The organism is Paenibacillus sp. LHD-38, assembly GCF_031157315.1.
Classification (GTDB): domain Bacteria; phylum Bacillota; class Bacilli; order Paenibacillales; family Paenibacillaceae; genus Pristimantibacillus.
In genome coordinates, this window is record NZ_JAVIFU010000005.1 from 155,409 (window position 1) to 181,305 (window position 25,897).

The following is a 25,897-nucleotide window of genomic DNA, read 5'->3' on the forward strand; positions in this document are numbered from 1 at the left end:
AAATCCTAAGCTGCGGAATAATATTGCCGGTTTTCAGCATTTAACAGGAGTTTTTCCTGTTATTCTTTATGAAATTAAAGATTTCCGAAAATTAGCAGGAGTATTTCCCGTTAATTCTGTCCGGATGCACCCGGACAGAAACAGGGACCGGCTTATTGTTTGAAGTCCTGTATATAAACTCAAACCCGAATAAAATTGGCTGTGTAGTTTACAGTGTCCACTACGCGGAAAACCTATTGCAAGCAGCGAAAGCACGGCTTATGATTGCCGGCAATCCGAAAAGCAAGCAGCGATAGCGCGGCTTATCATTGCCGACAATCCGAAAGCAAGAAGCGTAAGCGCGGCTTATAATAGCCGGAAATCCGAGAAGCAAGCAGCGAATGCGCGGCTTATGATAGCCGGCATTCCGAGAAGCAAGCAGCGTAAGCGCAGCTTATGATTGCCGGCATTCCGAGAAGCAAGCAGCGAAAGCGCGGCTAATGATTGCCGGCTATTCGAGAAGCAAGCAGCGTAAGCGCAGCTTATGATTGCCGGCAATCCGAAAAGCAAGCAGCGAAAGCACGGCTTATAATAGCCGGCATTCCGAGAAGCAAGCAGCGAAAGCACGGCTTATAATAGCCGGCATTCCGAGAAGCAAGCAGCGAAAGCGCGGCTTATGATAGCCGGCATTCCGAAGCGGAAAGCCTGTACAGCATCAGCTCCTGCTCCTGCTCCTGCTCCTGCTCCTGCTCCTGCCGACTAGGTTTAAAAATTAGCCTCTTATCAGCCCGTATTCACAAAAAGAATGCCCCGAAAGTCTGTGCGCTTTCGGGGCATTCTTTTGTTTTCCGCGCCATTAGCGCGTCTGCGTTGCGATGACATGGCGCTCGATACCCGCGTAATCGCTGATGATGCGGATGTCATCCCAGCGGTCGAGCGCCCGCAGCTTCTCTGCAACGATACGAGGCTGGCCCATGCCGAGCTCGAACGCGACGATACGGGGCATCTGCGCAAGCAGCGGAAGCTGCTCGATCATCCGGCGGTATGGCGTAAGCCCATCCGCCCCGCCTTCCAGCGCGAGATGCGGTTCATAGTCGCGCACCTCACGCTGCAGCCCCTCCATGTCCGCCGACGGTATGTACGGCGGATTGGAGACCAGCACGTCGATGCGAAGCTCGCCGTGCGGGGGTTCACTCTGCTCATGCCCGGGTATGAAGGGCATGAGCAGGTCGCCCTGCACGAGCGTCAGCCGGTCCGCCGCTTCATGGCGGGCGGCGTTCGTGCGGGCGACTGCCAGCGCGTCCGGCGATAGGTCGGACGCGCACACGCGCCACGCGGGACGCTGCGAAACTAGCGTCACGGCGATGGCGCCGCTGCCTGTGCCGACGTCGACCACCGTCGGCGCAAGCCCCTGCGCGGCTGGCCAGAGCTGGTCGGCGGCCTCAAGAACCGCCTCCACGAGCAGCTCTGTCTCCGGGCGCGGAATGAGCACGGCCGGCGTCACCGTGAACGGCCGCCCGTAAAACCACTGCTCGCCGATCATATATTGCACGGGCTCGCCCGCCGCTTTGCGGCGGATGAGCGCTTCCCACTCCGCAATCCGCTCGCTTGGAAAAGGATCTCCGCCGTCGCGAAGCAGCGCGGCGCGGTCCATACCGAGCAGATGCATAAGCAGCAGCTCGGTATTATTGCGAGGCTCCTCCACCGCTTCCGCTTGCAATATCGAGGTCGCCTGCACGCTGGCCTGCCGAAGCGTCAACGGCTCTTTAAACCACCGCTCCCCTGGTTGCTTGCTCATTTCCGCATCGTCCCTTCAAATCCAAATTCTATCCCGTAAAGCCGCACCGCAGCATAACCCATTTCTCAGTCATCCCCAACACGGCCTTAAATGCCCGTAACCCAACAAAACGCCGAACCTCTGTCTGCTTATCGAAAGCAACCAGCGGTCCAGCGCCATTTTGTTAAGCCATTTCACGTTCCATAATATCGGCTTGCTCTGCAATCGTCAGGGAGGAAATAACCTCTGACAAGTCTCCGTTCATGACCGAATCCAGCTTATGCAGCGTCAATCCGATACGGTGATCCGTCACGCGGCTTTGCGGGAAATTGTACGTACGGATACGCTCACTGCGATCTCCCGTTCCAACCTTGCTTTTGCGCTCGCCGGCGTATTTCGCTTCTTCCTCTTGGCGGCGAACATCAGAGATCCGGGCACGAAGCACGGCAAGTGCCTTCGCCTTATTCTCGTTCTGCGATTTGCCATCCTGACAAGTTGCCATAATGCCCGTAGGGACATGCAGCACGCGTACCGCTGATTTCGTCGTATTAACCGACTGGCCGCCTGCTCCGCTGGAGCAGAACGTATCGACGCGAATATCCTTGTCAAGAATTTCAACCTCTACATCTTCAACCTCCGGCATAACCGCTACCGTTGAAGTCGATGTATGAATCCGTCCGCCGGATTCCGTTACCGGAATACGCTGCACGCGATGCGCGCCGCTCTCGAACTTCAGCTTGCTGTACGCGCCTTTGCCCGTAATCATGAAAATAACCTCTTTGAATCCGCCAAGGTCATTCTCGCTGAAATCCATGAGCTCTACGCGCCAGCCTTGCGTATCCGCAAATTTCGTATACATGCGGTAAAGCTCGTATGCGAATAAAGCCGCTTCGTCGCCGCCAGCCGCGCCGCGAATTTCGACGATAACGTTCTTGTCGTCATTCGGGTCCTTCGGCAATAACACGATACGAATTTTCTCATCAAGCTCCGCTTGGCGCTTGCTGAGTTCGTCAATCTCCATCTTAACCATTTCACGCATTTCGTCATCGAGCTTCTCTGCCTGCATCAGCTTGGCATCATCAAGCTGCTCGGTGACTTGTTTATATTCCGTAAAGGCATCATAAGCCTCTTGTAAATCTGACTGCTCCTTGGAAAGCTCTCTAAGCCGCTTGGGATCACTGGATACATCCGGATCACACAACAGCTCACTCAGCTTCTCATACCGGTCTGCGAGTGCTTGTAAACGGTCAAACACGATCATTCACCTCTATTTATTCCATTAGGATAATGTTTATTATACCATACCAGCGGATTTCTATCGACTGCTGGTTTGGATTAACAGCTGGCAATCCGCGCCCAAATTGCGATATCGCTCTAATCTTCATATGCCCGCCAAGCATCTTTGGTTACCCCAAAGACAAGATCAAGCCACAACAAAGCCCCGCAAGCGCCAAACAGCACTTACAGGGCTATAGCATTGCCAAATCATTTACACGTTAAAACGGAAATGGATAACGTCGCCGTCACGCACAACGTATTCCTTGCCCTCGAGGCGAACTTGACCTTTCTCGCGAGCCGCTACCATGGAGCCGGCTGCTGCAAGATCGGTAAAGGAAACAACCTCAGCGCGAATGAATCCGCGTTCGAAGTCGGTATGGATAACACCCGCCGCTTGCGGCGCTTTGGTTCCGCTGCGAATCGTCCATGCACGGACCTCTTGTACGCCTGCCGTAAAGTAGGTGTACAATCCCAGCAGCTTATAAGCCGAGCTGATCAAACGGTTGAGACCTGACTCCGACATGCCGAGCTCTTCAAGGAACATCTCCTTGTCTTCGCCCTCAAGCTCTGCAATTTCCGCTTCAACTTTCGCGCTGATCGGCACAACATCCGCGCCTTCAGCCGCTGCGAATTCACGTACCTTTTGCACATACTCGTTGCCGTCCGAATTCGAAACCTCTTCCTCGCTTACGTTAGCGGCATACAATACCGTTTTCATCGTAAGCAGGTGCAAATCACGCACGAGCAGTTTCTCATCGTCGCTCAGCTCAACGCTGCGCGCCGGCATGTCGTTATACAATGCTTCTTTAATGCGCTCCAGCACTTCGATCTCTTGGGCAACCTTCTTGTCTCCGCCCTTGAGATTTTTACGGGAGCGTTCGATTTTTTTGTCAACCGAATCGATGTCCGCCAAAATAAGCTCCAAATTAATCGTCTGAATATCGCTGATCGGATCTACTTTACCCGATACATGCGTAATATTCTCATCTTGGAAGCAGCGTACAACGTGAACAATTGCGTCTACCTCGCGGATATGCGCCAAAAACTTATTGCCAAGCCCCTCGCCCTTGCTCGCGCCTGCAACCAGACCGGCAATATCAACGAATTCAAAAGCTGTTGGCACGATGCTCTTCGGAACGACAAGCTCAACCAGCTTGTCCAGACGCTCGTCCGGTACTTCAACAACACCAACGTTAGGATCTATAGTACAAAAAGGATAATTGGCTGATTCTGCTCCTGCTTGCGTAATTGCGTTAAACAAAGTCGATTTTCCGACGTTCGGAAGACCTACGATTCCAGCTTTCAATGCCATGCGATAAGACACCCCTATTTTCCCGAAAGTAAACAACTCCAGCTATTATACCCCAGCATCACCTACATTGAAAGTGTAACCCGCTGGCAGGAACCACTTTCATCCGGCTAAAAAATAAAGCAATGCCGGCAAGATGCCCCTTCTTCACATTTAGAGTCCGCAAGAGAATGATTAGCCCGGCTGCGGAAATACTACGGAAGCACTGGCTTATGTATGAGCGCTTCACCAATAAATACGACGAGGAGATGAGTTAATGGAAAACAAAAAGCATAAAGGAAACTACAAAGGAACAACGAATATGCACGCAAAAAACCAGGATATGGCATTCGTTAACGATACGATCGAAGATACGAAGTCTACATCTAACTACACCACAAACAATAAGAAAACAGACTAGCTCTTGTCCTTGAAGCAGTAAAATGGCCTGGCATCCCCTTCACAAGGTGATGCCAAGCCATTTTCCGTTTGCGCTACATTCTTATCGGAGCTTCCTTCAGCTCTGCGCGGGATTGCAGGTACCGGAAGAAGGCTACCGATGCTTCGCCGCGCGTCACCTGTTTCTTAGGCAGAAACTTGCCGTCTGCGAGGCTCATGATTTTCAGACCGACGACGATAGCCGCCTGACCCTTATGCTCAATTTGCGCAGAGTCTTTGAATGTCGCTTTAAAAATATGATCGTAATTCGCAAGCGCATTATAACCTAAAGCGCGCACGATCAGTTCAGCCATCTCGTCACGTGATACTTTGCCGCTCGGATTAAAAGAGCCGTCGCCCACATCGATTAGATTTTGCTCCAACGCGGACTCAACATATACGAAATAGCTGGAATCAGCAGCTACATCGTTAAATGAAGCCTTGGCTTCTAAGCGATCGGCAGAACCGTAGAGCGGCGATTGGCCGCTGCTTCTTGCGAGCACCAGCATCTTGATCAGCTCGCCGCGAGTGATCGGCTCATTCGGGCGCACCTCGCCATTTTTGACATCGAGCGCTTTATAGGCAACCATCAATTCCAATTGGCGCTGCGCCCAGTGCCCTTCGATATCCTTTGCCTTCGGCTTCTCCAGCTGCGTGGCCTCACCGGTTTCCCTATTGCGCCAGCCGCCCGTCTCCGCATCCAGAAATACCGATTCATCGATCAGACGAGGCACCAGCTGGTATACAAGCTCTGCTTCTGTCTGCGTCTGGACCTCATCGCCATTGATTTCGCCCGAAGCCACCATCAGGTTATATTTCTCGATTGGAATCGGCTGTCCGTTCCAAGAAAACTGCTGAACAAGCCGGTACGTAAGCTGCGTGCGGTAGTAATTCAACCAGCTCGCAACTGCCTGCTCCTTTTTGATCAATGCCGGCGCCTGAGCAGGATATTCGAAGTTCGATAGGTAAGCATCAAAATTAACCGTTTCTCCCGTACTCGAATCGATCGCAACATTAATGTTGTCATAATTAATGACTGCGCCGTGGATTTTGTGAACAAAGCTAAAATAGTACTGACGATTATCCCCTGCGCTAATTCCCTCATACTGTTTGGGATCAGGCTTAACGAAATAAAGCTTATCCGTCAGCCAAGGCAATTGCTTCTTCACCGTTTCTACCGCGAGAGCGGAGGCTTGCTCCAGCGACACCTTCGGACTGCCGGCTTGCCCCTGGTCATTGTACGAATAGATATAGAAGCTGCGCACGGTTCCCGTGCGTCCGTCCACAGAAACTGAGGCTGAGCCAATTTCTTTGCCGTCCTTCTTTATGGACCAATTTAAATGCCAGAACGCTTCCACCATGCCTGTGCTCTCATTTATTTGTTCGCTGTAGTTGGAACCGTTCAATTCAGCATCAGCGGGCAGCTTAAAAGCAGCCTTAGCCGCATCTGCCGCCTGCTTCTCGGTTACGGCACCCGCTTTAGGAATCTCGCCAAGCGGCTTCTCTGACAGAGGCGTATCAGAAACCGTTCCCGCCCTGAAAGACGGAAAATTCGCTTGTTCCTTAAGCACGCCCGTTGCAGCATCAATAGCTATAGGCGAAAGTTCATAGCTAAGCAGCGGTTTTCTTTTCCCCTGTGCATTATAAGGCACGATATAGGTTAGCTGCGGAACCGCTGCGGCACGAAGCTTCTCGCTTGCCTGCACCGCTGTTAGAAGCGCATCGACCTTCGGAAACTTGATCGTATCATCCCATTGGAGCGAGTACCTGCGAACATGCCCTTCGCTGTCCACCTCAAGCTCTATGTAGTTGTCCACGTAGGGAATATCATTCACCACTCGGTCATAACGGAGCCTGTGTAGCACCTCGCCCGTCAGCGGAGGAAGAAGCTGCAGTCCGTATTCCGGATTATATTGAATACTGTCTTTGTATTTGGCTGCTATGGCGTTAATGAATTTCAGCGCGATTTGCTGCGCGTCATCACGCTCTACCTTAAGCGGATAAGTCGGCTTAGCGGAGGGATTATCGGTGTAAGAGTTAAATTCGAGCAGCTGCCCGTCATCCGCATGAATACGAACATAAATACTTCCTAAATGCTTGCCGTTAACTTTCTTGACGAAGTCGAGGCCCCAGGCATTGCGTTTGCCGCCTGCCAGCGTTTCCATTGAAAGGTTAGCCCCTTGCAGCGTATACTCCTTAGGAATGCTGACATACTGCCTGGCCAATGCCTCAGCCTTCTCCTTCGTAATGGCTACATTAACCGGAGCCGCAAAAGCTTCATCCACCGTATCTCCTCCTGACGCAGACGTAGATACCGCCCCCGCTCCCGCAGGCCTGCTAACGCTTTCAGCAAATGCCGATGCAGGCAATACACTCATGAGCATCGCTGCGGACAGCATGACCGCAAGCTTTTTGCTGTTCTTTTTCTTCACTGCTTCACCCTCCAATGCTTTTCCAATTTATTCATAAATTAGACGCATCATACATGAAGGAAGTTGCAGGCCATATAAAAAAAAGACTGCATCGGATATGGATCCGACACAGTCTTTCCTTATTCCTTATTTCATCGGCTGAGCAATTTTTCCGCGTCCGATCGAAGTCTTGATTTTTTGCAGTAAAAACACGCCTAACCAGCTCGATAGAATGATAAAAAGCGGCATGACGGTAAAATTGTAACGGTATTCCGGAACGAATACGAGCCGGATCAACGACATAATGATGATGACTACCGCGAGCATAACCGCTGGGTGTCTCCATCTCCATATTAGGAGCAGCAGCGGTATGAGACTGCCGTATACAATGAATTGATGTACATTATGTCCTTTTGGATATACCGTGTATCCCGGCTGATGCCCAGATCCAAAGAACATCCGATTATACGTATATTCCAGCTTGCCAACCGTATACCACTTCACATATTTCCAGGTTTGCTGCGAAAAGCCCGCCTTGATTCGTGCCCATGCGTATTCATTTTGCGACATTCCGTTTTGAACGACAATTTTGTCGGTATAATCCTTATTCGGATATGTACCCGCTTTAAACGGATTCGATTGTGAAGCCGTCAATACAAATTCGTTCAAGGTTACCACATTGCGAATCCACCATGGCAGCATCGTAGCCGACAGGCAAAGACCTGTAATGATGCCTAATAAAGCAACTTTTTTGAAAATCGCCCATTTCGACTTCCTCGTATCCATCAGGTCCGTTCTGCGGCTAAACCATCGCTGAAGAAGAAATACACCGTATAACGGTACAAAAATAGGCAAAAACTCTGCTCTTACAAGCACCGTTAAGCCCAAAAGGACACCGGCAAATGCAGCATCGCGCTTCCGTTCTGTACGAAAAGCGTAAAGCTGCATGGCCAGATAAGCCATTAAGAAAAATAAGGCGAGTGTTTCCGTGAGCACTGCCCCGGTCGACCAAATAAAGGGATGATAAATCGCACCGATGATTATCGACAGCATAGCTACCCATTTATTCCGGGTTGCCAGCATGGCAATAGCATAAATCAAAGCCAATGAAGCAACGCTAATAAGCGCCTGAATCCATCTAATAAGCGGGTAAGGCTCTACATGGATCGCATCTGCAATCAAATACACGCCAGTCATAAATAAGGGATAACCCGGTGTCACCCTTGCATTCGAAACCTCTTCCTTATAGCCGTAGATCCCTTTGTCCAGCAGTCGATGAACCATCTCATCATAATACTTTGTATCATGCGATACCGTATGCTTTACGGAAGTAAGAAAATCGGCTCTTAAATAAAAGGCGAACATAAAAATGAGGACGATCGCTATCGTCCAGGTTTTGTTATTTCTAATCCATCCCACCAATTTCGCATATCCCCCTCAATGCTGAATGCGGCCTATTTCCAAGCGAGTACGATTACGCCCGCCAAGATAATTGCGGCACCAATCCAGCGCTGCAGCGGTACCGATTCGTGAAATATAAATACAGCTGCAACAAGCGCAATGACGTACGCCAAGCTTTGCAGCGGATAAGCTAAACTAAGCGGCAGCTTCTTGAGAACGTATAACCACAAAACCGTCGCGATGCCGTACAAAACAAGCCCCGACCAAATATGGGGCGACCAGAGCAGCGATACCCAAGTATCGCCTTTCGCCGTATCCATCTTGTTCATTCCTGTTTTCCACAATAATTGACCTGAAACGAGCAGCAAAATATTAAGAAACAATATAATATATGCCATTATGAATCCGACCTTTTGCGTTCATGCAATTCGTGATGCAATATTCCAAGCTCTTGCGTGAGCCGAATAACCTTCTCCGACAATTTCGATACGATAACCGTAAGATGCAGGATAAGTGCGATGCAGAACAAAATACCAACCAAAAATAACAGCGCCGGTGCATAATCGATACCAATTGCATCTGCCATTGCATCAATGATCTGTACGCGAACGGATAAAATAAGCATTACCACGCCAAACAACAGCCAAAGCATCGAATACTGCTCGCGCAGCAATCTCCGGTTAATCAACATAATCAGTACAAACAAAAAACCTACACTTGTGATAATCCACAAGGCTTGCATGGTGTATCCTCCTTCAAGCGATCACGAACTCTTATTTGTAGCAAAAAATAATCGAAGCCTGCCCTTGCTTCTAAGATTGAACCTCAGCCGGCTTGGTTGCCTTCAGGCTGCGTATAAACAACGCCAGCGTAACCTTAATCATATAATACACAGAACGCATGGCATTTATTGATGATGTCCCGCCCGTACGTGCTTCCATGACAACCGCAACCTCGCTCGTACGCAAACCGCTGCGATGGATCAACACAATGGAATCCACCTCTGGATAGTCCGTTGCGTAATCGCTTTGAAATACCGAAATCGCCCGTTTGTTGGCCGCACGGAAGCCTGATGTTACGTCAAGCACACGCTTATGCGTCATCGCGCTGACTATGGTAGACAAAATTTTGATGCCGGCTCTCCGTGACGCCGAAGAGAGAAACCCCGTTTGCTCTATAAAACGCGAGCCAATCGCCAAGTCGGCTTTCCCGCTAAGCACCGGGTCCAATATGAGATGAAGCTGTTCTGCTTTATGCTGCCCGTCTCCGTCCACTTGTACGGCAACATCATATCCATAGCGGTAAGCATAACGATATCCGGTCTGCATCGCGCCGCCAATACCCAGATTAGTCGGAAGTGTCACAACAGCCGCACCGTTCGCTTCAGCTACCTCGCGAGTCCGGTCCTTCGAGCCGTCATTGATGACCAAGATATGAGCAGACGGGCAATGAGTCTTCACATCACAGATCACATGGCTTATGCTGTGCTCTTCGTTGTAAGCCGGAATAATGATCAATATTTTTGAAGACGTCAACCCTTGCCGCAGAGACTCTCCGGTTACCGTGCTGTCCTTTTTCGTCATGACTGCGTTCACTCCATCACCACTCCATAAATCAAAGTTTGGGCACGCCAATGCGCACAATTAGATCAATTCTACTAATATCTCTATTAGAAAGCAACAGAAACGATTGTGAAAATGTGTAAAAAATGTGCATTTTCCGCTGTTTTCCTATCCATTAGATGCTTAATATAGCAATTTATGTTTACTAGAGATACAGCAGGATCATTAAAAAAATATCGCCTGGTGAGCAGCCTTAGACTGATACCAGACGATATTTAGACGTTTCTTCATTATAAAAAGTTGCTTACATTTGACCGGAGATTTTTGCTTTCAAAGCGTCTTTGCTTTGAACGCCGACCATTTTGTCAACGGGTTGACCGTCTTTGAACAAAATCAATGTCGGAATGCTCATTACGCCAAATTGGGAAGCAAGCTCAGGCTGCTCATCCACGTTAATTTTTGCGATTACAGCTTGGCCTTCCAGCTCAGTTGCAAGCTCCTCAACAATTGGAAGCTGCATTTTGCAAGGTCCGCACCAAGGTGCCCAGAAATCTACCAGGGAAACGCCGTTTTGAATGCTCTCGTTAAAGTTTTCTTTTGTCAATGCTACTGCCATTTCAATCATCCTCTCCAAACAATAATGTGTATGATAAAGGGAATACCCGTCTCACCGCTTATTGAAACGTCATTTGCTATCCGCAAGCATGAATTTGTTTCAACACATCCTGAATCGTTATCGCGCTAAAATGGCTTTCCAGCTGTTTCTCTGCCGTGCAAAATATACCGAACATCACTTGATTCATATTCGATCCAACGACACAATCCATCTCTGGATTGCCCGAGCACCAGCTCGGAATGAGCGAGCCTTGTGCCATCACTCGATAGATGTCAGCAAGTGTTACCACATTGGGATCAATCGTCAGCCTGTAGCCTCCGCCTGAGCCTTCGCGGGTATCCACATATCCACTGCGGCGCAAACCACCCATTACCTTGCGAACACGAGCAGAGTGCGTACCGACGTTCTCGGCAATCATATCGCTGCTAGCCATTCGTTCTGGTAAATAAGCCAAGTAAACGAGACTGTGTACGGCAATCGTAAATTCGCTGTTCACTGTTTATGGGCCTCCCTGCTTCGTACTGTAATTTTATCAGTTACAGTTAAGTTTGTCAATAGACAGGCCGCCAAATCACTTTCTTAGCATACGGAAGGAATGATCTCGTTATCCCCGCTCAATTTTTGGATAGCGCCGCAAGTATTTTTTTGCCTATTGTCATGTTTGTGCGTTCTCTCCGAATAAATATGAATTGTGCCCCCTTATTCGGTTTAGCCGACCTAGCCGATAGGCACATGCTTCCTAAACTAGTTTTACTTTGTAAAACTTTAAGGAGGTGACGCAAAATGGCATTATTTTGGAATCGATGGATACCCGTTCGTACGGAGGGGGGTTCTAGATCGGAGTTGATTGACCGATTGGAGGCCCATTTCAAAGCCAATGGACTGAAATCCAAAATTACCATTGAAGGCAATTCCTTGAGACGGATTCATGTGCTTAAGAAGGATGCCGATCTCGCCAAGGTGCTGCTGGATGCTTTTGACGAGGAGCATTAACACGGTACGGCAGCGTTACTCCAAGCAGCGGCATTCTTAGCGGATGCCGCTGCTTGGCTCCCTTGTTAGGACGAGCGTCCGATGACTGAAGAGTTTCTCATCCATCGGTAGCCTTTGCGAACGCCGTTCAGCACCCATTCGGGCACAGGGATCGCCTTCTTGGACAGAAAGGGCATGTAAATTTTATTGTAGGCTTTTTTCAAATCCTCCCACATCGTACACGGCTCTTCCTTCAAAAAATCGGAAATATCAAGGACGATGCCGCGTCCATCCTTTACCATGACATTTTTGCCATGCACATCATGCGGGTGGAGGCCCCGGGACCGGGCATAATCGAGTGCTTCATCGATATCCTGAATCACCTTTTCGGGAATAACGACTCCATCAATGATGCATTGATACAGTGTTTTTCCTTTCAGCCGTTTCAAGATCAAATAATAATGCCCGTTATGCTCGCCGGCGTGATAACACATCGAATAGGCAGGATGGCTGCCAATCCGCTTATAAACCTCGCATTCGCTCTCCCAACCCTCGCGGCCGGGCGCGTATACCTTTACAGCAATATCCGAATAATCGCGGTGCGTAAATACACCCGCATAATTGCCAGCGCCCAGAAGCTTCCAGCCTTGCGGGGTCTCGTCCACACGGATCGGATCCGCAGGGTCGATACTGCCCAGAACAAGCTCGGAAAGCAGAGTCTTCTTCATTAGCCCGATAAATGACTCCAACTGCTTCTCATCCATCATGAGTGTTCCCTCTTTCTTTATCCACGAACAATGTTTTCTTTCATTGTAAGACCCCCCGCCATAAAAATAAAGACCATGACAGAAAGCTCTCCAGCTCTCCATCACGGTCTTATGCTATTTCACGAGACTTAATGGCCTCCGCTTACGACCTTTAATCCAATAACTCCCGAAATAATCATCGATAAAAACAACAATTTACGCCAATCCCGGGATTCTCGGAAAATAAACATCCCGAGCATAACGCTGCCGATCGAGCCGATTCCCGTCCATATGCCGTATGCGGTGCTGATCGGGATGGTCTGAAGCGCCTTGGACAAGAAGAAAAAGCTGACAATGCCTGCGCCAATTGCCCCTACCGTTCCTTTCCAGCGTTTAAAACCGTCAGACAATTTCATAAACGTTACGCCGCCGACTTCCCCTAATCCGGAAATAATTAAGAAGACCCAAGCCATATTAAGATCCCACCTTTTCTCGCTCTACGTGGACTGCGCTTGACCGACTCGCTTCAGCCTCGGATGCAGGCTTTTCCTTCGACACCAGCTTCAGCCCGACGATGCCGCCGACAAGCAAAGCAATAAAAAATAAACGCCAGAAATCAGTCGGCTCATCCAAAATCAGAATACCCGCTACAACAGTGCCCACCGTACCGATCCCCGTAAACATAGCGTACGCAACGCCAATTTCAATCGTACGCATCGCGCGGGCAAACAGCATAAAGCTGGCTGCGAGCAGCACGACCGTAATAATACTGGGCACAAGCTGCGTAAAGCCCTCCGAATATTTAAGGCCAAACGTCCAGCCTACTTCAAGAAATCCAGCCAACAATAAAAATACCCACTGCATGCTTATTCATTCCTCTCCCGCTGTCATCGTCCAAAGCTGCCATAATGATTGCCATACCATTTGCTTTCTTTTTTCGAACAGCTCTTCTTCGTATAATTGGTTTTCGACGAGCAATCCATCAACGCATACGTAAAAAACGGCGATTAAACGTTCTTCCTCTTCCGGGTTAAAAAGCCCCTCTGCCGCTCCTTTATGAAGGACTGCAGCAATCCCTTCGCTCAGCTCATTCTCGTGCCGCAGGAAATCCTGCCTAAGCTGATCCCTCAAATGGCGCGGAGGCACAAGAATCGTCCGCTTCAAAAAGGCCTGGCCGGTTGTTATATGGTTAAGATCCGTGAAGAAAGCAAACAATCGATATACCTGCTGCTTAATCGGCTCCTGCTCCATTTCCCGAAGAAGCTCCACATACTGCTTCAGCTCTTCCGCAATCACTTCTTGTATTAGCTGGACGAACAACTGCTCTTTCGATTTATAATGCGCATAAATGGACGGCGTCTTAATGCCAACCGCCTTGGCAATTTCTGATAGGGCCGCTCCCTCGTAGCCGGATTCCGTAAACATCGTTAATGCCGCCTGCTTAATTTTCTCCGCCGTTGTAGGCTCACTACTCATCATTCATACCTCCGTCATGCTCGGTTCGTCCGTTTACCTAACGAACGTTAGTTAGTTTAAGGGAATTGTAAGACGGTTTTGATAAAAAGTCAAGGCTTGCCGGAACAGAAAAAAAAGCCATACATGCTCCCCTTCACTCGGAGAACAGCTATGGCTTCCCTGTTTTATTGCTTCTTGATTTGATTATTTTCGATTCGGTTGTTTTTAATTCCGTTGTATTTGCCCCACATCATCCAGCAAGCATTAAAGATCATAGCGAGTGCGATGCTGAGCACCATCACCATAACATTTAGGATGAGGAAATAAACGAGCAGCAGTCCAAAGTCGGTGTTATTTTGGGATAGCGGCAGAATCTGGCTTAACACGAATGCAAGCAAAACGCTGAACGGGATCCAAAACAAGAAGATGAAGATCGGAAAGTACCAATGCCGATTTCGAAACAGCTTAACGATGGGAATCGCGAATGCGAGAACCATCAGACCGCATACCAGGTAGCTGCGCTCCACGATTGCACTGTTAAAGTAAGCCGTATACAAAAATGCATTTCCAGCCGCGGCATAAATAAGGCTGAGCAGCAGCACCGCGCGCATCGAGCGCTTAAACAACACCTGCTCCTTCACCGTTTCTTCCATTACTCGCCTACGATTTCTTGCAGCGCCTGGATAAAAACATTCATTTCTTCATCCGTTCCAATGCTTACCCGCAAGTATTCATCGATGCGAGGCTGATCGAAATAACGGACCAATACGCCTTTGTCGCGCAGCTGCTGGAAGATGGCTTTAGCAGCGAGAGATTTATGTGAAATGAATACAAAATTCGCTTTCGAATCGGTTACCTTGAAGTCCATCGCGAGAAGCTGCTCCGTTACACGCTCCCGCGTGGCGATCACTTTCGCTGTCGTTTCCTTGAAATAAGCATCATCCTCAAAGGAAGCATCCGCCCCTGCCAGCGCAAGCCGGTCAATTGTATAGGAATTAAATGAATTTTTGATTCGGTTCAAGCCTTCAATTAACTCCTCGCTGCCAAATGCAAACCCAACGCGCAAGCCTGCCAAAGAACGAGATTTCGAGAGCGTCTGAACGACGAGCAAATTCGGGTAATCCTTAATAAGCTCTACCGCCGACTGTCCTCCAAAATCAATGTAGGCTTCATCGACGATGACAGCCTGATTAGGATGATCTGCAAGCAGCTTGCGAATATCATCGAGCGGAAGCAATTGGGCGGTTGGCGCATTGGGATTCGGTATGATGATACCGCCGTTATCCGCGCGGAAGTCTCCGACCCGTACATGGAACTGCTCGTCCAGCGGAACAAGCTCCGTCTGCAGGCCGTAAAGCTTAGCGTATACCTTATAGAAGCTATAAGTGATATCCGGGAACAACAGCTTCTTAGCCGGATCGAAGAATGCCGCGAAAGCAAATGCCAAAATTTCATCCGAGCCATTGCCTGCAAAAACCTGCCCGGCGGGCAATCCGTAATAGGCGGCAGCCGCATTCACAAGACTCTCGCAGGTAGGATCGGGGTACAAGCGCAGGTCGGCATTTGACGCATCCTTAATTGCCTCGATGACCTTCGGAGAAGGCGGGTAGGGGTTCTCATTTGTATTCAGCTTGATATACGTTTTATCCTTCGGCTGTTCGCCAGGCACGTACGGCACGAGCGAAGCCGTCAGCGGACTCCAAAATTTACTCAATGGTTACTCTTCCTTTCGTTTTTGGCATTCCAGTCACTGCTATTATTTTAACATTAATGCGTTAGCGAATTACTGAACAATTACTCTTATCGCAATGATCACAATAACAATCACGATGGCAGCTAGAATCAAAGCAGGGATTAACATGCTCCCGAGCGATTTCCACGCCGAAAATTGATGGACTTCGGCTACTGCTTTTACAAAAATAATAAAGCTCCAAACCGAGAAAATCAATTCGATCAAGCCTAGAAACAACAGTAAAACCGTTAGCAGCACACTGCTGTCGATTCGCGGCGTCTCGTACGTAAACATCTCTTGTCCGAACAATAGGAGCTGGGGGATCCATCCGATTCTCCCTCTCTAGCTTTAATGGCGATCATTAGACCTGACGAACGAGAAGCTTCATACTCAGCAAACCAAGCAGCGCCCCAAATGTGTTAAGAATGATATCGTCGATATCGAAGCTGCCCACGCGCGTCAGCATTTGAGTCATTTCCACGATTGTAATGAGCATGATCGAGGCCGCGGTGAGAACAAATCCACGGCTGTACTTCTTATTTAACAGCGGAAGAAATAGGCCAATCGGCATGAAGAGAACGATATTGCCGAATAAGTTCTTGAACCAAATATCAAAGTTAAAATGATCATGATGGATGATATATTTTTTGATCGTATAAAAAGGAACTAAATTATAGCTGTAGCCTTCGCCAAAATAACGATTGCGATAAAATAACAGCCAGCACATGATCAGCGCATACCCAAACGCAAGCGCGGTGAGAAACAGGTTCAGCAGCAAACTTTTAAAATGGGCATTCGGGTACAACCGCATCGTCTACAGCCTCCACTGCACAGAATAAACGTTAAACTCATCCGCTCCGGTAATCGCCAATCCATTGAGCTGAAGTCCGGTCGAACAGCCGCCGTCGACGCCAATCTTTCCGGGACCAAACCAAATATCAGGTTTTCCGTGGATATCAATCGTTTTGGTATGGCCGAAGATAACGGTTTTAGTTACGTTCGTCGGTCTGCTTAAGAAAGGCTGCTTGATATAGAGAAAATCTCTGGTCGGCTGATCCTTCCAATTCAAATAGTTCGGATTAAGGCCGGCATGCACATAAATAAAATGCTCATCCTCATGATAGTAAGGCAGGTTATCGAGAAACGCCATGTGATGCGTATAATGCTCCTGAACAGCTGCTTTCGCTTGTTCGATGACATGCTCTATCGAGCCCTGCTTGATACCGGCGTAACTCTCTGCCGTCTGCCTGCCGCCATGTCCGATAAACTTGAGCAGCGCCTGCTCGCTCCTCTCCAGCATGACATCGACGAGCCGTTCGTCATGATTGCCTTGAATAGCTATCGCGCCGTCTTTTTGAACCAGCCCGATGACCTGCTCCACCACTTCCCGGCTCTGGGGACCGCGATCGACGAAATCGCCAAGCAACATCAACTGATCCTCTCCCGGGCAATAGTTCATCTGTTCGAGCAAATCGTTAAACGGCGTATAGCAGCCATGTATATCGCTTATTACCAGAGTTCTCTTCATACGCGTCTCCCCGAGATCACAAGATCTCTCTCTACGCCGTCGAGTACCGCGACCTTAGGCAAATGCCCCCATACCTCAAAGCCGAACTTGCGAAGCAGCGCCAAGCTTGGCTCATTGTGCCCGAACACGAAGCCGAGCAGCGTGCTGAGGCCCAGACGCGGACATTCATCGATGGCCTTCTGAATCAGCACGGAGCCGAGACCCAGCTTGCGATAGGGCTCCGCTATATATATGCTTATTTCTGCCGTTGCATTATAAGCAGGCCTGCCATAAAACGATTGAAAGCTGAACCAAGCCGCGACTTCTCCCTCAATGAGCAGAATCCACAGCGGACGAAAATCAGCCGAATGATCATCGAACCACGCTCTCTTGCTCTCTACCGTTGCAGGCTCCAAATCTGCCGTAACCATCCTGCTTGCAATCGTTGAATTATAAATGTCGACAATACGCTCCAGATCGCTTAGCTGCGCATCCGCTATATTATATTGTAGCTGTCTGGTCATGCTCGCCACCTCTTACCCTTCTATGTTATTCTTGCATTTTCTTGAAATAGGAATCTCAGAGCTTTGACAAATTATATCATATCACTCATTACGCGCTATATATTTATTGTAGTCCGCAGGGGTATTCAAATTGATAAAATAGGATGATTCTCCCTGCTCTTGCAGATTGATCTCCACGGTCCGAAGCCGGTTAAGCAGTCCCATTAAACGGAAATCTCCTGCTTCTAGCGCTGCTTCTATTCGTCCTGCCGTCCTTGCATGGTAGAGCGCATGAAACGGCTGGCCGGGGGCGTAAATAACATCTGCCCCGCTATCCGTATGAGTAAGAAGAGCGGAAAGCAGCTCCTCAGACAGCTGCGGCATATCGCATGCCATCGTAAATACATAACCGTCACCAATAGCAGATAAACCAGCATGAAGCCCCGATAACGGTCCGCATTCAGGAATAAGATCAATAGCGAAGCTCACTGTATCTCCCAAATCGCCCAAGCTCTCCCGATAAAGTGCTTCGCGCTCAGGTGATCCAACCGATACCGTCACATGCTGCGTTAAACGCGATACTTCCTCTACGAGCCGATAGAGGAGCGGCTTGCCCGCAATAGGCAGCAGCGCTTTATCCGTTCCCATCCTCGTGCTTAGCCCGCCAGCGAGTATCAAGCCTTGAATATGATGGTTTTCCATTTTCCCATCCCCCTATAAATAGAAAGAAAGCCTGCCGAGTATTGACGCTCGACAGGCTTTAATCTTCATTTTGCCTTATGCTTTAGACGGATCGAATGAGCTCTTCAGCGATACGATACGGTTGAAAGCCAGTTTCTCGGGCGTCGTATCCTTCGGATCAACATTAAAGTAGCCGTGACGGAAAAATTGAAACTTGTCTCCGCCCGCAGCATCCTTCATGTTAGGCTCAACGAAGCCTTGCAGCACTTCAAGCGAATTCGGGTTGATGCATTCCAGGAAAGGCTTGCCATCCTCTTCGGCTTCGCTCGTAATCAGCGGCTCGAACAAGCGGAAGTCCGCAGCAACGGCTTGCGATGCTTCGACCCAATGAATCGTGCCTTTCACTTTACGTTCATTAAAACCGGAGCCGCTCTTGGTCTTCGGATCATACGTGCAGTGCAGCTCGATTACATTTCCCGCTTCATCCTTTACGACTTCTTGGCAGGTGATGAAATACGCATGCTTCAAGCGCACTTCGTTGCCGGGGAATAGACGGAAATATTTATTCGGAGGATTTTCCATGAAATCATCCTGTTCAATGTAAATCTCGCGCGAAAACGGAATTTGTCGCGTGCCCATTTCCTCGTTCTCCGCATTATTCTCGGCATCCAGCAGCTCGGTTTGACCTTCTGGATAGTTTGTAATCACAACTTTAAGAGGACGGAGGACAGCCATTGTCCGAAGTGCTTTCAGCTTCAAATCTTCTCTGATAAAATGCTCAAGATTGCGCTCGTCAACTAGACTGTTGCTCTTCGAAACCCCGATCTCGCGGCAGAATGCGCGCATCGCTTCGGGCGTGTAGCCCTTGCGGCGCAAACCGCTGATCGTCGGCATACGCGGATCATCCCAGCCGTCTACTACGGCTTCGTCTACCAATTGCTTCAGCTTGCGCTTGCTCATGACGGTGTTCGTCACATTAAGGCGGGCAAATTCATATTGGCGCGGAGTTGCTTCCATCTCGCACTCTGCGATCGTCCAGTCATACAGCGGACGGTGATCCTCGAACTCCAGCGTACAAATAGAATGCGTGATACCTTCAATTGCATCGCTTAGCGGATGTGCATAATCGTACATCGGATAGATGCTCCAAGCATCGCCCGTACGGTGGTGATGGGTATGCGCAATGCGGTACAGAACAGGGTCGCGCAAAGTAATGTTCGGCGAAGCCATATCGATCTTGGCGCGCAACACTCTCTCGCCGTCCTTGAACTCGCCCGCGCGCATGCGCGTGAACAAATCAAGGTTTTCTTCCACGGTGCGGCTGCGGTACGGGCTTTCCTTGCCCGGCTCGGTCAACGTACCGCGATATTCGCGGGTTTGCTCGGCTGTTAGATCGCAGACATACGCTTTACCCTTCTTAATCAGCAGCACCGCACGGTTATAAAGCTCCTCAAAGTAATCCGACGCAAAACGAAGCTCGTCCCACTCGAAGCCAAGCCAGCGGACATCCTCTTGAATGGATTCCACGTACTCCGTATCTTCTTTGAGCGGGTTTGTATCGTCAAAACGCAAATTGGTTCTGCCCTTGAACTCATCGGCGAGCTCAAAGTTCAGACAGATCGACTTGGCATGTCCGATATGCAAATAGCCATTCGGCTCCGGCGGAAAACGAGTGACAATTTCCTGTACGTGGCCGCTCTTCAAATCTTCGACTACAATGTTTTTTATGAAATTCGAGGATGATGACTTGTTCTCTACAGTATTCTCCATCTGCGACCAACCTTTCCCACGAAAAATATTTATCCTCTTATAATACACAAATTTCCGCGAAATTATAATACTCCCTCTGGTTCTACGGTAGAAAGCAGCATAACCCGACCTCAAAATGAGGCGGGTTAGTGATGCGCAGATCCATCATGAATAGATTTGCCTATTATCTAATGGTATTCTTCGCTATTTTGCTGCTTAATCGCTTCAAAAATCATAGACATCAAAACCGGATGATGCCTGACGAGTAGAGAAATACGAGCAATACGAGAATGGGCGCGACGTAGCGAAGCATGAACAACCACAGCCGCAGCCACCACGAAGACAAGCCCGCCTCCTCCGCCGCCCCGCGCCAAGCATAGCCGACGAACAGCGTGACGACCAGCCCGCCGAGCGGCAGCACGATGTTAGAGCATACGAAGTCCATCCAATCAAAAAACGGCTTGCCGCCAAACGTGAGCCAAGGCACTTTGTTTCCTAATGATAAGGCTGAGGGCAATCCGATCAAGAAGCAAAGCAGCGTTAGAAAAATAACCGAAAAGCTGCGGCGCCAGCCAAAAGCCTCGCGGACGAAGGCAATCGGCACTTCGAGCAGCGAGACTGTGGAAGTCAAGGCAGCGAAAGCAAGCAGCACAAAAAACAAACCGCCAAAAAACGATCCGAGCGGCATGGCCGAGAACGCGGCCGGCAGCGCTACGAATACAAGGCTCGGGCCCTGCGACGCTTCTAGACCGAAGACAAACGTCGTAGGAAATATAATCAAACCCGCGAGAAAAGCATAAATTAAATCCCCTGCGCCAATGGCCAGCGTAGCCAGCCCCAGCGATTGCCGCTTATCAACATATGCGCCGTATGTCATCATTGCCCCCATGCCGAGCGACAACGAGAAGAAGGCGTGGCCAAGCGCGACAAGCGCGGATTCCGCCGACAGCTTGCTAAAGTCCGGCTTTAGAAAAAAAGCTGCGCCCTCTCCCGCTCCCTCCAGCGACAATGCTCGTATACACAACACAATAAGCAAAATAACCAGTCCTGGAATCAGAATCTTATTAAATTTTTCTATGCCGGCCGAGACGCCCCGCATAATAATGAAGCCTGTCAGTAGCAGGACGATGAATTGCCAGAAAACAGGCATCCAACTGTTATTAAAATCACTGAAAAGCAGCCCAAAATCATTATGCTTGAAAAGTTCTCCCGAAAATGACAGCATGGCGTAATGCAAAGTCCAGCCAGCAACAACCGCATAGAAGGACAAGATGACAAACGCGCCTAATATCGTAATAAACCCAAAGCCGCCCCATAGCTTATGACCGCTTAGACGAATGAGCGACGTGGACGCATTGCCTCTGCCGCCCCGCCCCACCGTCAGTTCAGCGAGCAGAACCGGCAGTCCGACCAGCAGCAAGCATATAACGAAGAGCAAGAAAAAAGCCGCTCCACCGTACTGTCCTGTTATATAAGGAAACTTCCACATGTTCCCCAGTCCGACCGCGCTTCCGATCGCCGCCAGAATAAAACCCGAGGATGAGAATCTCTCTCCCGCAGATTGCGTTTTTTCTTGCAAGGATTCTGATTGACGCTGATCCTTCATATAAATAATCCCCCCATGCGGTAACTTTCTATGCGAAATTCGACGTGTTGGTGGGTAGTATGACCATTTTTGAAAAATATATCTGCATTTGTACCGGTCAAATGGCGCGCAGCCCCATCCACATTCGACCAGTACAAATGGCATTCGCATTGGACACCTATCATTGCTGCTTAATGGGCAAAGCCCGTCTGTAATTAGCGGTAGCTGCTGCATGAAACCAATAGTTATGACCTTTTATTGGATTAACTAATTTCACACACAGGGAATAGAGAAATTCCCAACGGTATTAGCTCGATGAAATATCCCTAACAATAAAATATCGGTTAATATTATTTGCATATTATAAACGTTCAACTTAAGTGGCTGATACTGATATTCGCCTTTTATGATCACGCTTTTAAAGGATATTCTATAGAACTATTCACGAATTAAATGCATATTAACAACTAATAATAACAATGATATTTGAATTGTATAACTTCTATACACCTCTTTCAAAGAGCATGGAATAGCGGTTAATACACCCTTTCCGTTTCTGTTTATTTTCAACCTGCTTTGAAAGACAAGCGTTTATCGAAACCGCTCTGAGTCCTGATGTATTTGCATGACAATAAAGAGTGAAAGGGCATTATTGGCGCGAGCTTAAAAGTCTGGGAGCGGGACTGGAGCGCTGCATGACAGAGCATACAATCGTTCAAGTTCGCAAACGAAGGTATATTTCAGCCGGATGTATGGGGAGATCGAGGGGATCAATAAACACAAGCAGTATCCCTGAATGGGAGCTGCTAGCAGCATTTTTTTCTAATAATAGGTTGTCCATAGGATCGCAATTAAATGGATTATTCAGCCTCTCTCCTTAAATACAAAAGGGAGCCAGTCCTGAGACTGGCTCCCTTTCCGAATAACTTCGTTTATGTTTACGAATATACTCACTTATTCATTCTGTTCCTCATGTATAGCTATCGTTTGTTAAAGAATTGTCCGTAATTAGGAGTAAATTCGCCTTCAAACGTCAGCCTTCCCTGCAAAACGACTAAAATAGCCATTATATGGGCTTTTTTTCGCCGGGAAGCCGCATCTATTTCATTTTTTAGTGAGGGAGCATTAAAGCAATCGCTCAATTTCGGCTCTCATATCGAGTGGTTCATAGGTTGATTCGAACTGTTTTACGACGTTTCCTTCGCGGTCAATTAGAAATTTGGTGAAGTTCCATTTAATGGAACTTTCTACCAGGTAATGCAGCAGTTTCTCATCAAGGAAGGCATTTAGCATTTTGCCGCTCGGCTCGTTTGTGTCAAAACCTTCGAAGGGTGCTTCCTCCGTTAAATATTTGAATAAGGGATGAGCCGTTTCGTCCCGAACGCCTGTCTTGCCGAAAAGTGGAAACGTAACACCATAGATAACTTCGTTTATGTTTACGAATATACTCACTTATTCATTCTGTTCCTCATGTATAGCTATCGTTTGTTATACAATTGTCCGTAATTAGGTGTAAATTCGCCTTCAAACGTCAGCCTTCCCTGCAAAACGACTAAAATAGCCATTATATGGGCTTTTTTTCGCCGGGAAGCCGCATCTATTTCATTTTTTAGTGAGGGAGCATTAAAGCAATCGCTCAATTTCGGCTCTCATATCGAGTGGTTCATAGGTTGATTCGAACCGTTTTACGACGTTTCCTTCGCGGTCAATTAGAAATTTGGTAAAGTTCCATTTAATGGAATTCCCTAATAAGTAATGCGGCAGTTTCTCATCAAGGAAGGCATTTAGCATTTTGCCGCTCGGCTCGCTTGTGTCAAAACCTTCGAAGGGTGCTTCCTCCGTTAAATATTTGAATAGAGGATGAGCCTTTTCGTCCCGCACGTCCGTCTTGTCGAAGAGCGGAAACGTAACACCGTAGTTCAGTTGGCAGAAGCTTTGAACATCGGAATTCGCACCTGGCTCCTGTTCGCCAAACTGATTGCTCGGAAAACCAAGAATCTCAAGCCCTTGATCCTTATATTCTCCATATAACTTTTGCAGATCCGTGTATTGCGGCGTAAAGCCGCATTTACTTGCCGTATTGACGACAATCAACACCTTGCCCTTATATTGCTCCATGCTCTGCTGTTCACCTTTTATTGTCTCTAGTTCGTATGAATAAATGCTCATTGCCAACTGCCTCCTCTAACGGATTTTGATTTTTAAAAATTAAATTGCATACAATTTATTATATAAGAAGAATAACACGCACAATGAACGACTGTCAACGAAAAAGGACTGCTACTCAGGCGTTTTACAACCTGCGTGCAGTCCTTGCCGTATGAAGCTGTATGATTACGATTGCTTCTTTCTTCCGCTCAGCCAATCCGTAAATAATGCATAATCCTGTTCCACTTGATCGGCATAGGAGATTGCCCAATTCGCAATCGAGGTACAAAATGCATCCTCATCATTGCCCATCGCCTTCACGATTTCAATCTCGCTGTGATAGGCCAATATCCCTTGTACCACATCAACATCGGCACGTGCATGCAGCTTGGCTGTCAGCCTTCCCATCGTAGCCGTCACAGACAGCAGGTCACCTGCTGTTTCAAGCGCTTCAAGATTAAGCTTTTTCTTATACGGAGAACGCTCCCGCACATAAAATTGCCGATCCCCGATCGACAGCCACCCGAGATAAGGATCTGCCTCGTGATGCATCGCTTTCTGCGTCATTGTTACCCGTTTCCCCTGATGTTCGAACAGCGACCAGAACGTCTCGTCGTAAGGCATAAAGTAGGCTGGAACCGGAACGCGCACTTCTTTTACCTCAAGTACGATATCATCCCCGCCCTGCTCTTCCTCTCCCGCTTCAATTAATACATAAAATCGGTCAAGGCCGATAGAGGCCGTGCCTGAGCCATGCTTCACCGCAATATCTTTCACTTGAAAATGGCGCAATTCTGCCGCGTCATCCGCTGCGACTGTAGTTAAATACATCGGCCAGGCCTCAAGCAGCTCTTCACGCTCCTTGTCGGTCGGCGATACAATTTCATCGGTAGTCGCAAACTCGCGGTGCTCCTGTACCAGCGCAGTAACCTTCTCCAAGAAATGCTGGTCTTTACGCTTTTGCAGCTTTTTCAGAAGCTTCTTTACGGGACCCTCGGCACGTTCCATATCTATCGCATAGGTACCCGGGTCATCCTTGCCTTTCACAAAACGGCGCATTTGCTTCGAATAAGCCTGCAGATATGCCTCTATTGCGCTGATCTGACTGTCATAAGGCTGCCCCTTCAGCCTGCCGACCAGCGCAATGCTTACGGACATCCGGATCAGATCGTATAAATACGAGCCCAAATAACCCTCGTCGAAATCATTCACGTCATAGACAAGCGCACCGCGTTCATTGCGGAAAGCGCCAAAATTCTCGAAATGCAGATCGCCCTGAATCCAGGTTGGACGGTTGATTGGTGTATGGTATGGAAACCACTCCCGCGACACATCGAAATAAAATAAATAAGCGCTTCCGCGAAAGAAGGAAAAAGGCGTTTCCGACATTTTAATATACTTTTCTTCACGCTTGCTGCGCTCCAGCCTCATCAATTTCTGATCGAATTCCTGAAAAATCGCGGATAATGTCCGCCTTCTTAGTTTGTTTTGGGTCAGCTTCACTCGTTCAGTCAGCTTTGGATCCATACGTCTCTCCCCCATTTACACTATGAATCTACTTTTTGCAGCCTCATGAAATCACTAATCATAGCAAGACGCCACGGCACGATCATGCCAAACGCAAGCAAATAGAAAATAGCTCCGGTTTGCGGTATCGACATATACTGCTCAACGACGCGATGCAAGGACAGCCGTATGACGAACAGGGTCATCATAATGAAAATGAATGCTTTCGAGCGTCTAACATAAATTTCGGATTCCACACGTTCCAAACGTGTCGTTACGATTAATGGAAACGCGAAAATCAGCAATCCCGTTAAGAAAGCGGACAGCCCCCACACCCACGGAATATGTGTGGCAGAGAACGCAAACATAATGAAGCCCGTTGCCATGCCTAGCGGCGGAATAGCGATTTTTCGCAAAGTGGTCGGCTTTTTTCCTGCACGGATACGAAATATAATAAGTGTGAGGCCAGCTATTGCCGATACGATGATCGAGCCGATTTGGATCAAGTGTGTTGACAGCAACACCGCATCCTCCCCCGTTTCATTGAAAACATATTCTATTAT

At 48.5% G+C, this 25,897-nt stretch carries 29 protein-coding genes; 2 read left to right on the top strand and 27 right to left on the bottom strand.

What is annotated here, in order from left to right; genetic code table 11:
- Positions 1-835: 835 nt before the first annotated feature.
- The 3 genes from prmC to ychF form a co-directional block, all read right to left on the bottom strand.
- A complete protein-coding gene (prmC, locus tag RCO25_RS06320; RefSeq protein WP_308995280.1) occupies positions 836-1,777 on the bottom strand; it encodes a peptide chain release factor N(5)-glutamine methyltransferase in 942 nt (313 codons plus the stop codon).
- 163 nt (positions 1,778-1,940) lie between these two features.
- A complete protein-coding gene (gene prfA, locus RCO25_RS06325) occupies positions 1,941-3,011 on the bottom strand; it encodes a peptide chain release factor 1 (protein ID WP_308995281.1) in 1,071 nt (356 codons plus the stop codon).
- 234 nt (positions 3,012-3,245) lie between these two features.
- On the bottom strand, positions 3,246-4,346 hold the full coding sequence (gene ychF, locus RCO25_RS06330; protein WP_308995282.1) for a redox-regulated ATPase YchF: 1,101 nt from the start codon (positions 4,344-4,346) through the stop codon (positions 3,246-3,248).
- 253 nt (positions 4,347-4,599) lie between these two features.
- On the opposite strand from ychF, the gene RCO25_RS06335 reads away from it, so the two are divergent.
- Entirely contained in the window at positions 4,600-4,743 is a 144-nt protein-coding gene (locus RCO25_RS06335; protein WP_308995283.1) for a hypothetical protein, read from the top strand.
- Positions 4,744-4,816: 73 nt separating this feature from the next.
- Here the strand turns inward: RCO25_RS06335 and RCO25_RS06340 are convergent, their stop codons facing one another.
- The 7 genes from RCO25_RS06340 to RCO25_RS06370 form a co-directional block, all read right to left on the bottom strand.
- Complete coding sequence (locus RCO25_RS06340; RefSeq protein WP_308995284.1) at positions 4,817-7,192, bottom strand: S-layer homology domain-containing protein; 2,376 nt, start codon at positions 7,190-7,192, stop codon at positions 4,817-4,819.
- Between the two features lie 126 nt (positions 7,193-7,318).
- The gene (locus tag RCO25_RS06345; RefSeq protein WP_308995372.1) at positions 7,319-8,590 is read right to left on the bottom strand and encodes a phospholipid carrier-dependent glycosyltransferase; all 1,272 of its coding nucleotides are present in this window, start codon (positions 8,588-8,590) and stop codon (positions 7,319-7,321) included.
- Between the two features lie 35 nt (positions 8,591-8,625).
- Positions 8,626-8,970, bottom strand: coding sequence for an EamA family transporter (locus RCO25_RS06350; RefSeq protein WP_308995285.1), 345 nt, complete (start codon positions 8,968-8,970; stop codon positions 8,626-8,628).
- Positions 8,970-9,314 carry a DUF2304 domain-containing protein gene (locus RCO25_RS06355; protein WP_308995286.1) on the bottom strand — a complete coding sequence of 115 codons (345 nt, stop codon included), beginning with the start codon at positions 9,312-9,314 and terminating at the stop codon, positions 8,970-8,972. Before RCO25_RS06355 ends, RCO25_RS06350 begins: the two co-directional genes overlap by 1 nt.
- Before the next feature lie 70 nt (positions 9,315-9,384).
- Positions 9,385-10,155: a glycosyltransferase family 2 protein gene (locus RCO25_RS06360; RefSeq protein ID WP_308995287.1), complete on the bottom strand. Its 771-nt coding sequence runs from the start codon at positions 10,153-10,155 to the stop codon at positions 9,385-9,387.
- Between the two features lie 283 nt (positions 10,156-10,438).
- A complete protein-coding gene (gene trxA, locus RCO25_RS06365; RefSeq protein ID WP_308995288.1) occupies positions 10,439-10,750 on the bottom strand; it encodes a thioredoxin in 312 nt (103 codons plus the stop codon).
- Positions 10,751-10,826: 76 nt separating this feature from the next.
- Positions 10,827-11,246, bottom strand: a complete 420-nt coding sequence (locus RCO25_RS06370; RefSeq protein WP_076266281.1) for an RrF2 family transcriptional regulator — start codon at positions 11,244-11,246, stop codon at positions 10,827-10,829.
- 287 nt (positions 11,247-11,533) lie between these two features.
- Here RCO25_RS06370 and RCO25_RS06375 point away from each other — a divergent pair, with 287 nt between their 5' ends.
- Complete coding sequence (locus RCO25_RS06375; RefSeq protein WP_308995289.1) at positions 11,534-11,743, top strand: ubiquitin family protein; 210 nt, start codon at positions 11,534-11,536, stop codon at positions 11,741-11,743.
- A 65-nt stretch (positions 11,744-11,808) separates the two neighbouring features.
- Here RCO25_RS06375 and RCO25_RS06380 read toward each other — a convergent pair whose 3' ends face one another.
- The 17 genes from RCO25_RS06380 to RCO25_RS06460 all read right to left on the bottom strand — a co-directional run bounded on the left by RCO25_RS06380 (position 11,809) and on the right by RCO25_RS06460 (position 25,858).
- A complete protein-coding gene (locus RCO25_RS06380) occupies positions 11,809-12,489 on the bottom strand; it encodes a serine/threonine-protein kinase (protein WP_308995290.1) in 681 nt (226 codons plus the stop codon).
- A gap of 128 nt (positions 12,490-12,617) precedes the next feature.
- On the bottom strand, positions 12,618-12,941 hold the full coding sequence (locus RCO25_RS06385; protein WP_308995291.1) for a DMT family transporter: 324 nt from the start codon (positions 12,939-12,941) through the stop codon (positions 12,618-12,620).
- A 1-nt stretch (position 12,942) separates the two neighbouring features.
- Positions 12,943-13,332: a DMT family transporter gene (locus RCO25_RS06390; protein ID WP_308995292.1), complete on the bottom strand. Its 390-nt coding sequence runs from the start codon at positions 13,330-13,332 to the stop codon at positions 12,943-12,945.
- A 6-nt stretch (positions 13,333-13,338) separates the two neighbouring features.
- A complete protein-coding gene (locus RCO25_RS06395) occupies positions 13,339-13,947 on the bottom strand; it encodes a TetR/AcrR family transcriptional regulator (RefSeq protein WP_308995293.1) in 609 nt (202 codons plus the stop codon).
- A 161-nt stretch (positions 13,948-14,108) separates the two neighbouring features.
- Positions 14,109-14,576, bottom strand: coding sequence for a hypothetical protein (locus RCO25_RS06400; RefSeq protein WP_308995294.1), 468 nt, complete (start codon positions 14,574-14,576; stop codon positions 14,109-14,111).
- On the bottom strand, positions 14,576-15,637 hold the full coding sequence (gene hisC, locus RCO25_RS06405) for a histidinol-phosphate transaminase (RefSeq protein ID WP_308995295.1): 1,062 nt from the start codon (positions 15,635-15,637) through the stop codon (positions 14,576-14,578). The genes RCO25_RS06400 and hisC overlap by 1 nt, the downstream gene beginning before the upstream one ends.
- 69 nt (positions 15,638-15,706) lie before the next feature.
- On the bottom strand, positions 15,707-15,964 hold the full coding sequence (locus RCO25_RS06410) for a hypothetical protein (RefSeq protein ID WP_308995296.1): 258 nt from the start codon (positions 15,962-15,964) through the stop codon (positions 15,707-15,709).
- Between the two features lie 52 nt (positions 15,965-16,016).
- The gene (locus RCO25_RS06415) at positions 16,017-16,466 is read right to left on the bottom strand and encodes a VanZ family protein (RefSeq protein ID WP_308995297.1); all 450 of its coding nucleotides are present in this window, start codon (positions 16,464-16,466) and stop codon (positions 16,017-16,019) included.
- Between the two features lie 3 nt (positions 16,467-16,469).
- Positions 16,470-17,183: a metallophosphoesterase family protein gene (locus tag RCO25_RS06420; protein ID WP_308995298.1), complete on the bottom strand. Its 714-nt coding sequence runs from the start codon at positions 17,181-17,183 to the stop codon at positions 16,470-16,472.
- A complete protein-coding gene (locus tag RCO25_RS06425; RefSeq protein ID WP_308995299.1) occupies positions 17,180-17,686 on the bottom strand; it encodes a GNAT family N-acetyltransferase in 507 nt (168 codons plus the stop codon). Before RCO25_RS06425 ends, RCO25_RS06420 begins: the two co-directional genes overlap by 4 nt.
- Positions 17,687-17,767: 81 nt before the next feature.
- A complete protein-coding gene (gene mobA / locus RCO25_RS06430; protein ID WP_308995300.1) occupies positions 17,768-18,367 on the bottom strand; it encodes a molybdenum cofactor guanylyltransferase in 600 nt (199 codons plus the stop codon).
- A gap of 75 nt (positions 18,368-18,442) precedes the next feature.
- Positions 18,443-20,116 carry a glutamine--tRNA ligase/YqeY domain fusion protein gene (locus tag RCO25_RS06435; protein WP_308995301.1) on the bottom strand — a complete coding sequence of 558 codons (1,674 nt, stop codon included), beginning with the start codon at positions 20,114-20,116 and terminating at the stop codon, positions 18,443-18,445.
- 220 nt (positions 20,117-20,336) lie between these two features.
- Positions 20,337-21,701, bottom strand: a complete 1,365-nt coding sequence (locus RCO25_RS06440; protein WP_308995302.1) for a sodium-dependent transporter — start codon at positions 21,699-21,701, stop codon at positions 20,337-20,339.
- Positions 21,702-22,805: 1,104 nt separating this feature from the next.
- Complete coding sequence (locus tag RCO25_RS06445) at positions 22,806-23,132, bottom strand: hypothetical protein (protein ID WP_308995303.1); 327 nt, start codon at positions 23,130-23,132, stop codon at positions 22,806-22,808.
- Between the two features lie 171 nt (positions 23,133-23,303).
- The gene (locus RCO25_RS06450; RefSeq protein WP_308995304.1) at positions 23,304-23,849 is read right to left on the bottom strand and encodes a glutathione peroxidase; all 546 of its coding nucleotides are present in this window, start codon (positions 23,847-23,849) and stop codon (positions 23,304-23,306) included.
- 165 nt (positions 23,850-24,014) lie between these two features.
- A complete protein-coding gene (locus RCO25_RS06455) occupies positions 24,015-25,355 on the bottom strand; it encodes a DUF2252 domain-containing protein (protein ID WP_308995305.1) in 1,341 nt (446 codons plus the stop codon).
- 20 nt (positions 25,356-25,375) lie between these two features.
- Positions 25,376-25,858: a CcdC family protein gene (locus tag RCO25_RS06460; protein WP_308995306.1), complete on the bottom strand. Its 483-nt coding sequence runs from the start codon at positions 25,856-25,858 to the stop codon at positions 25,376-25,378.
- Positions 25,859-25,897 lie beyond the last annotated feature (39 nt).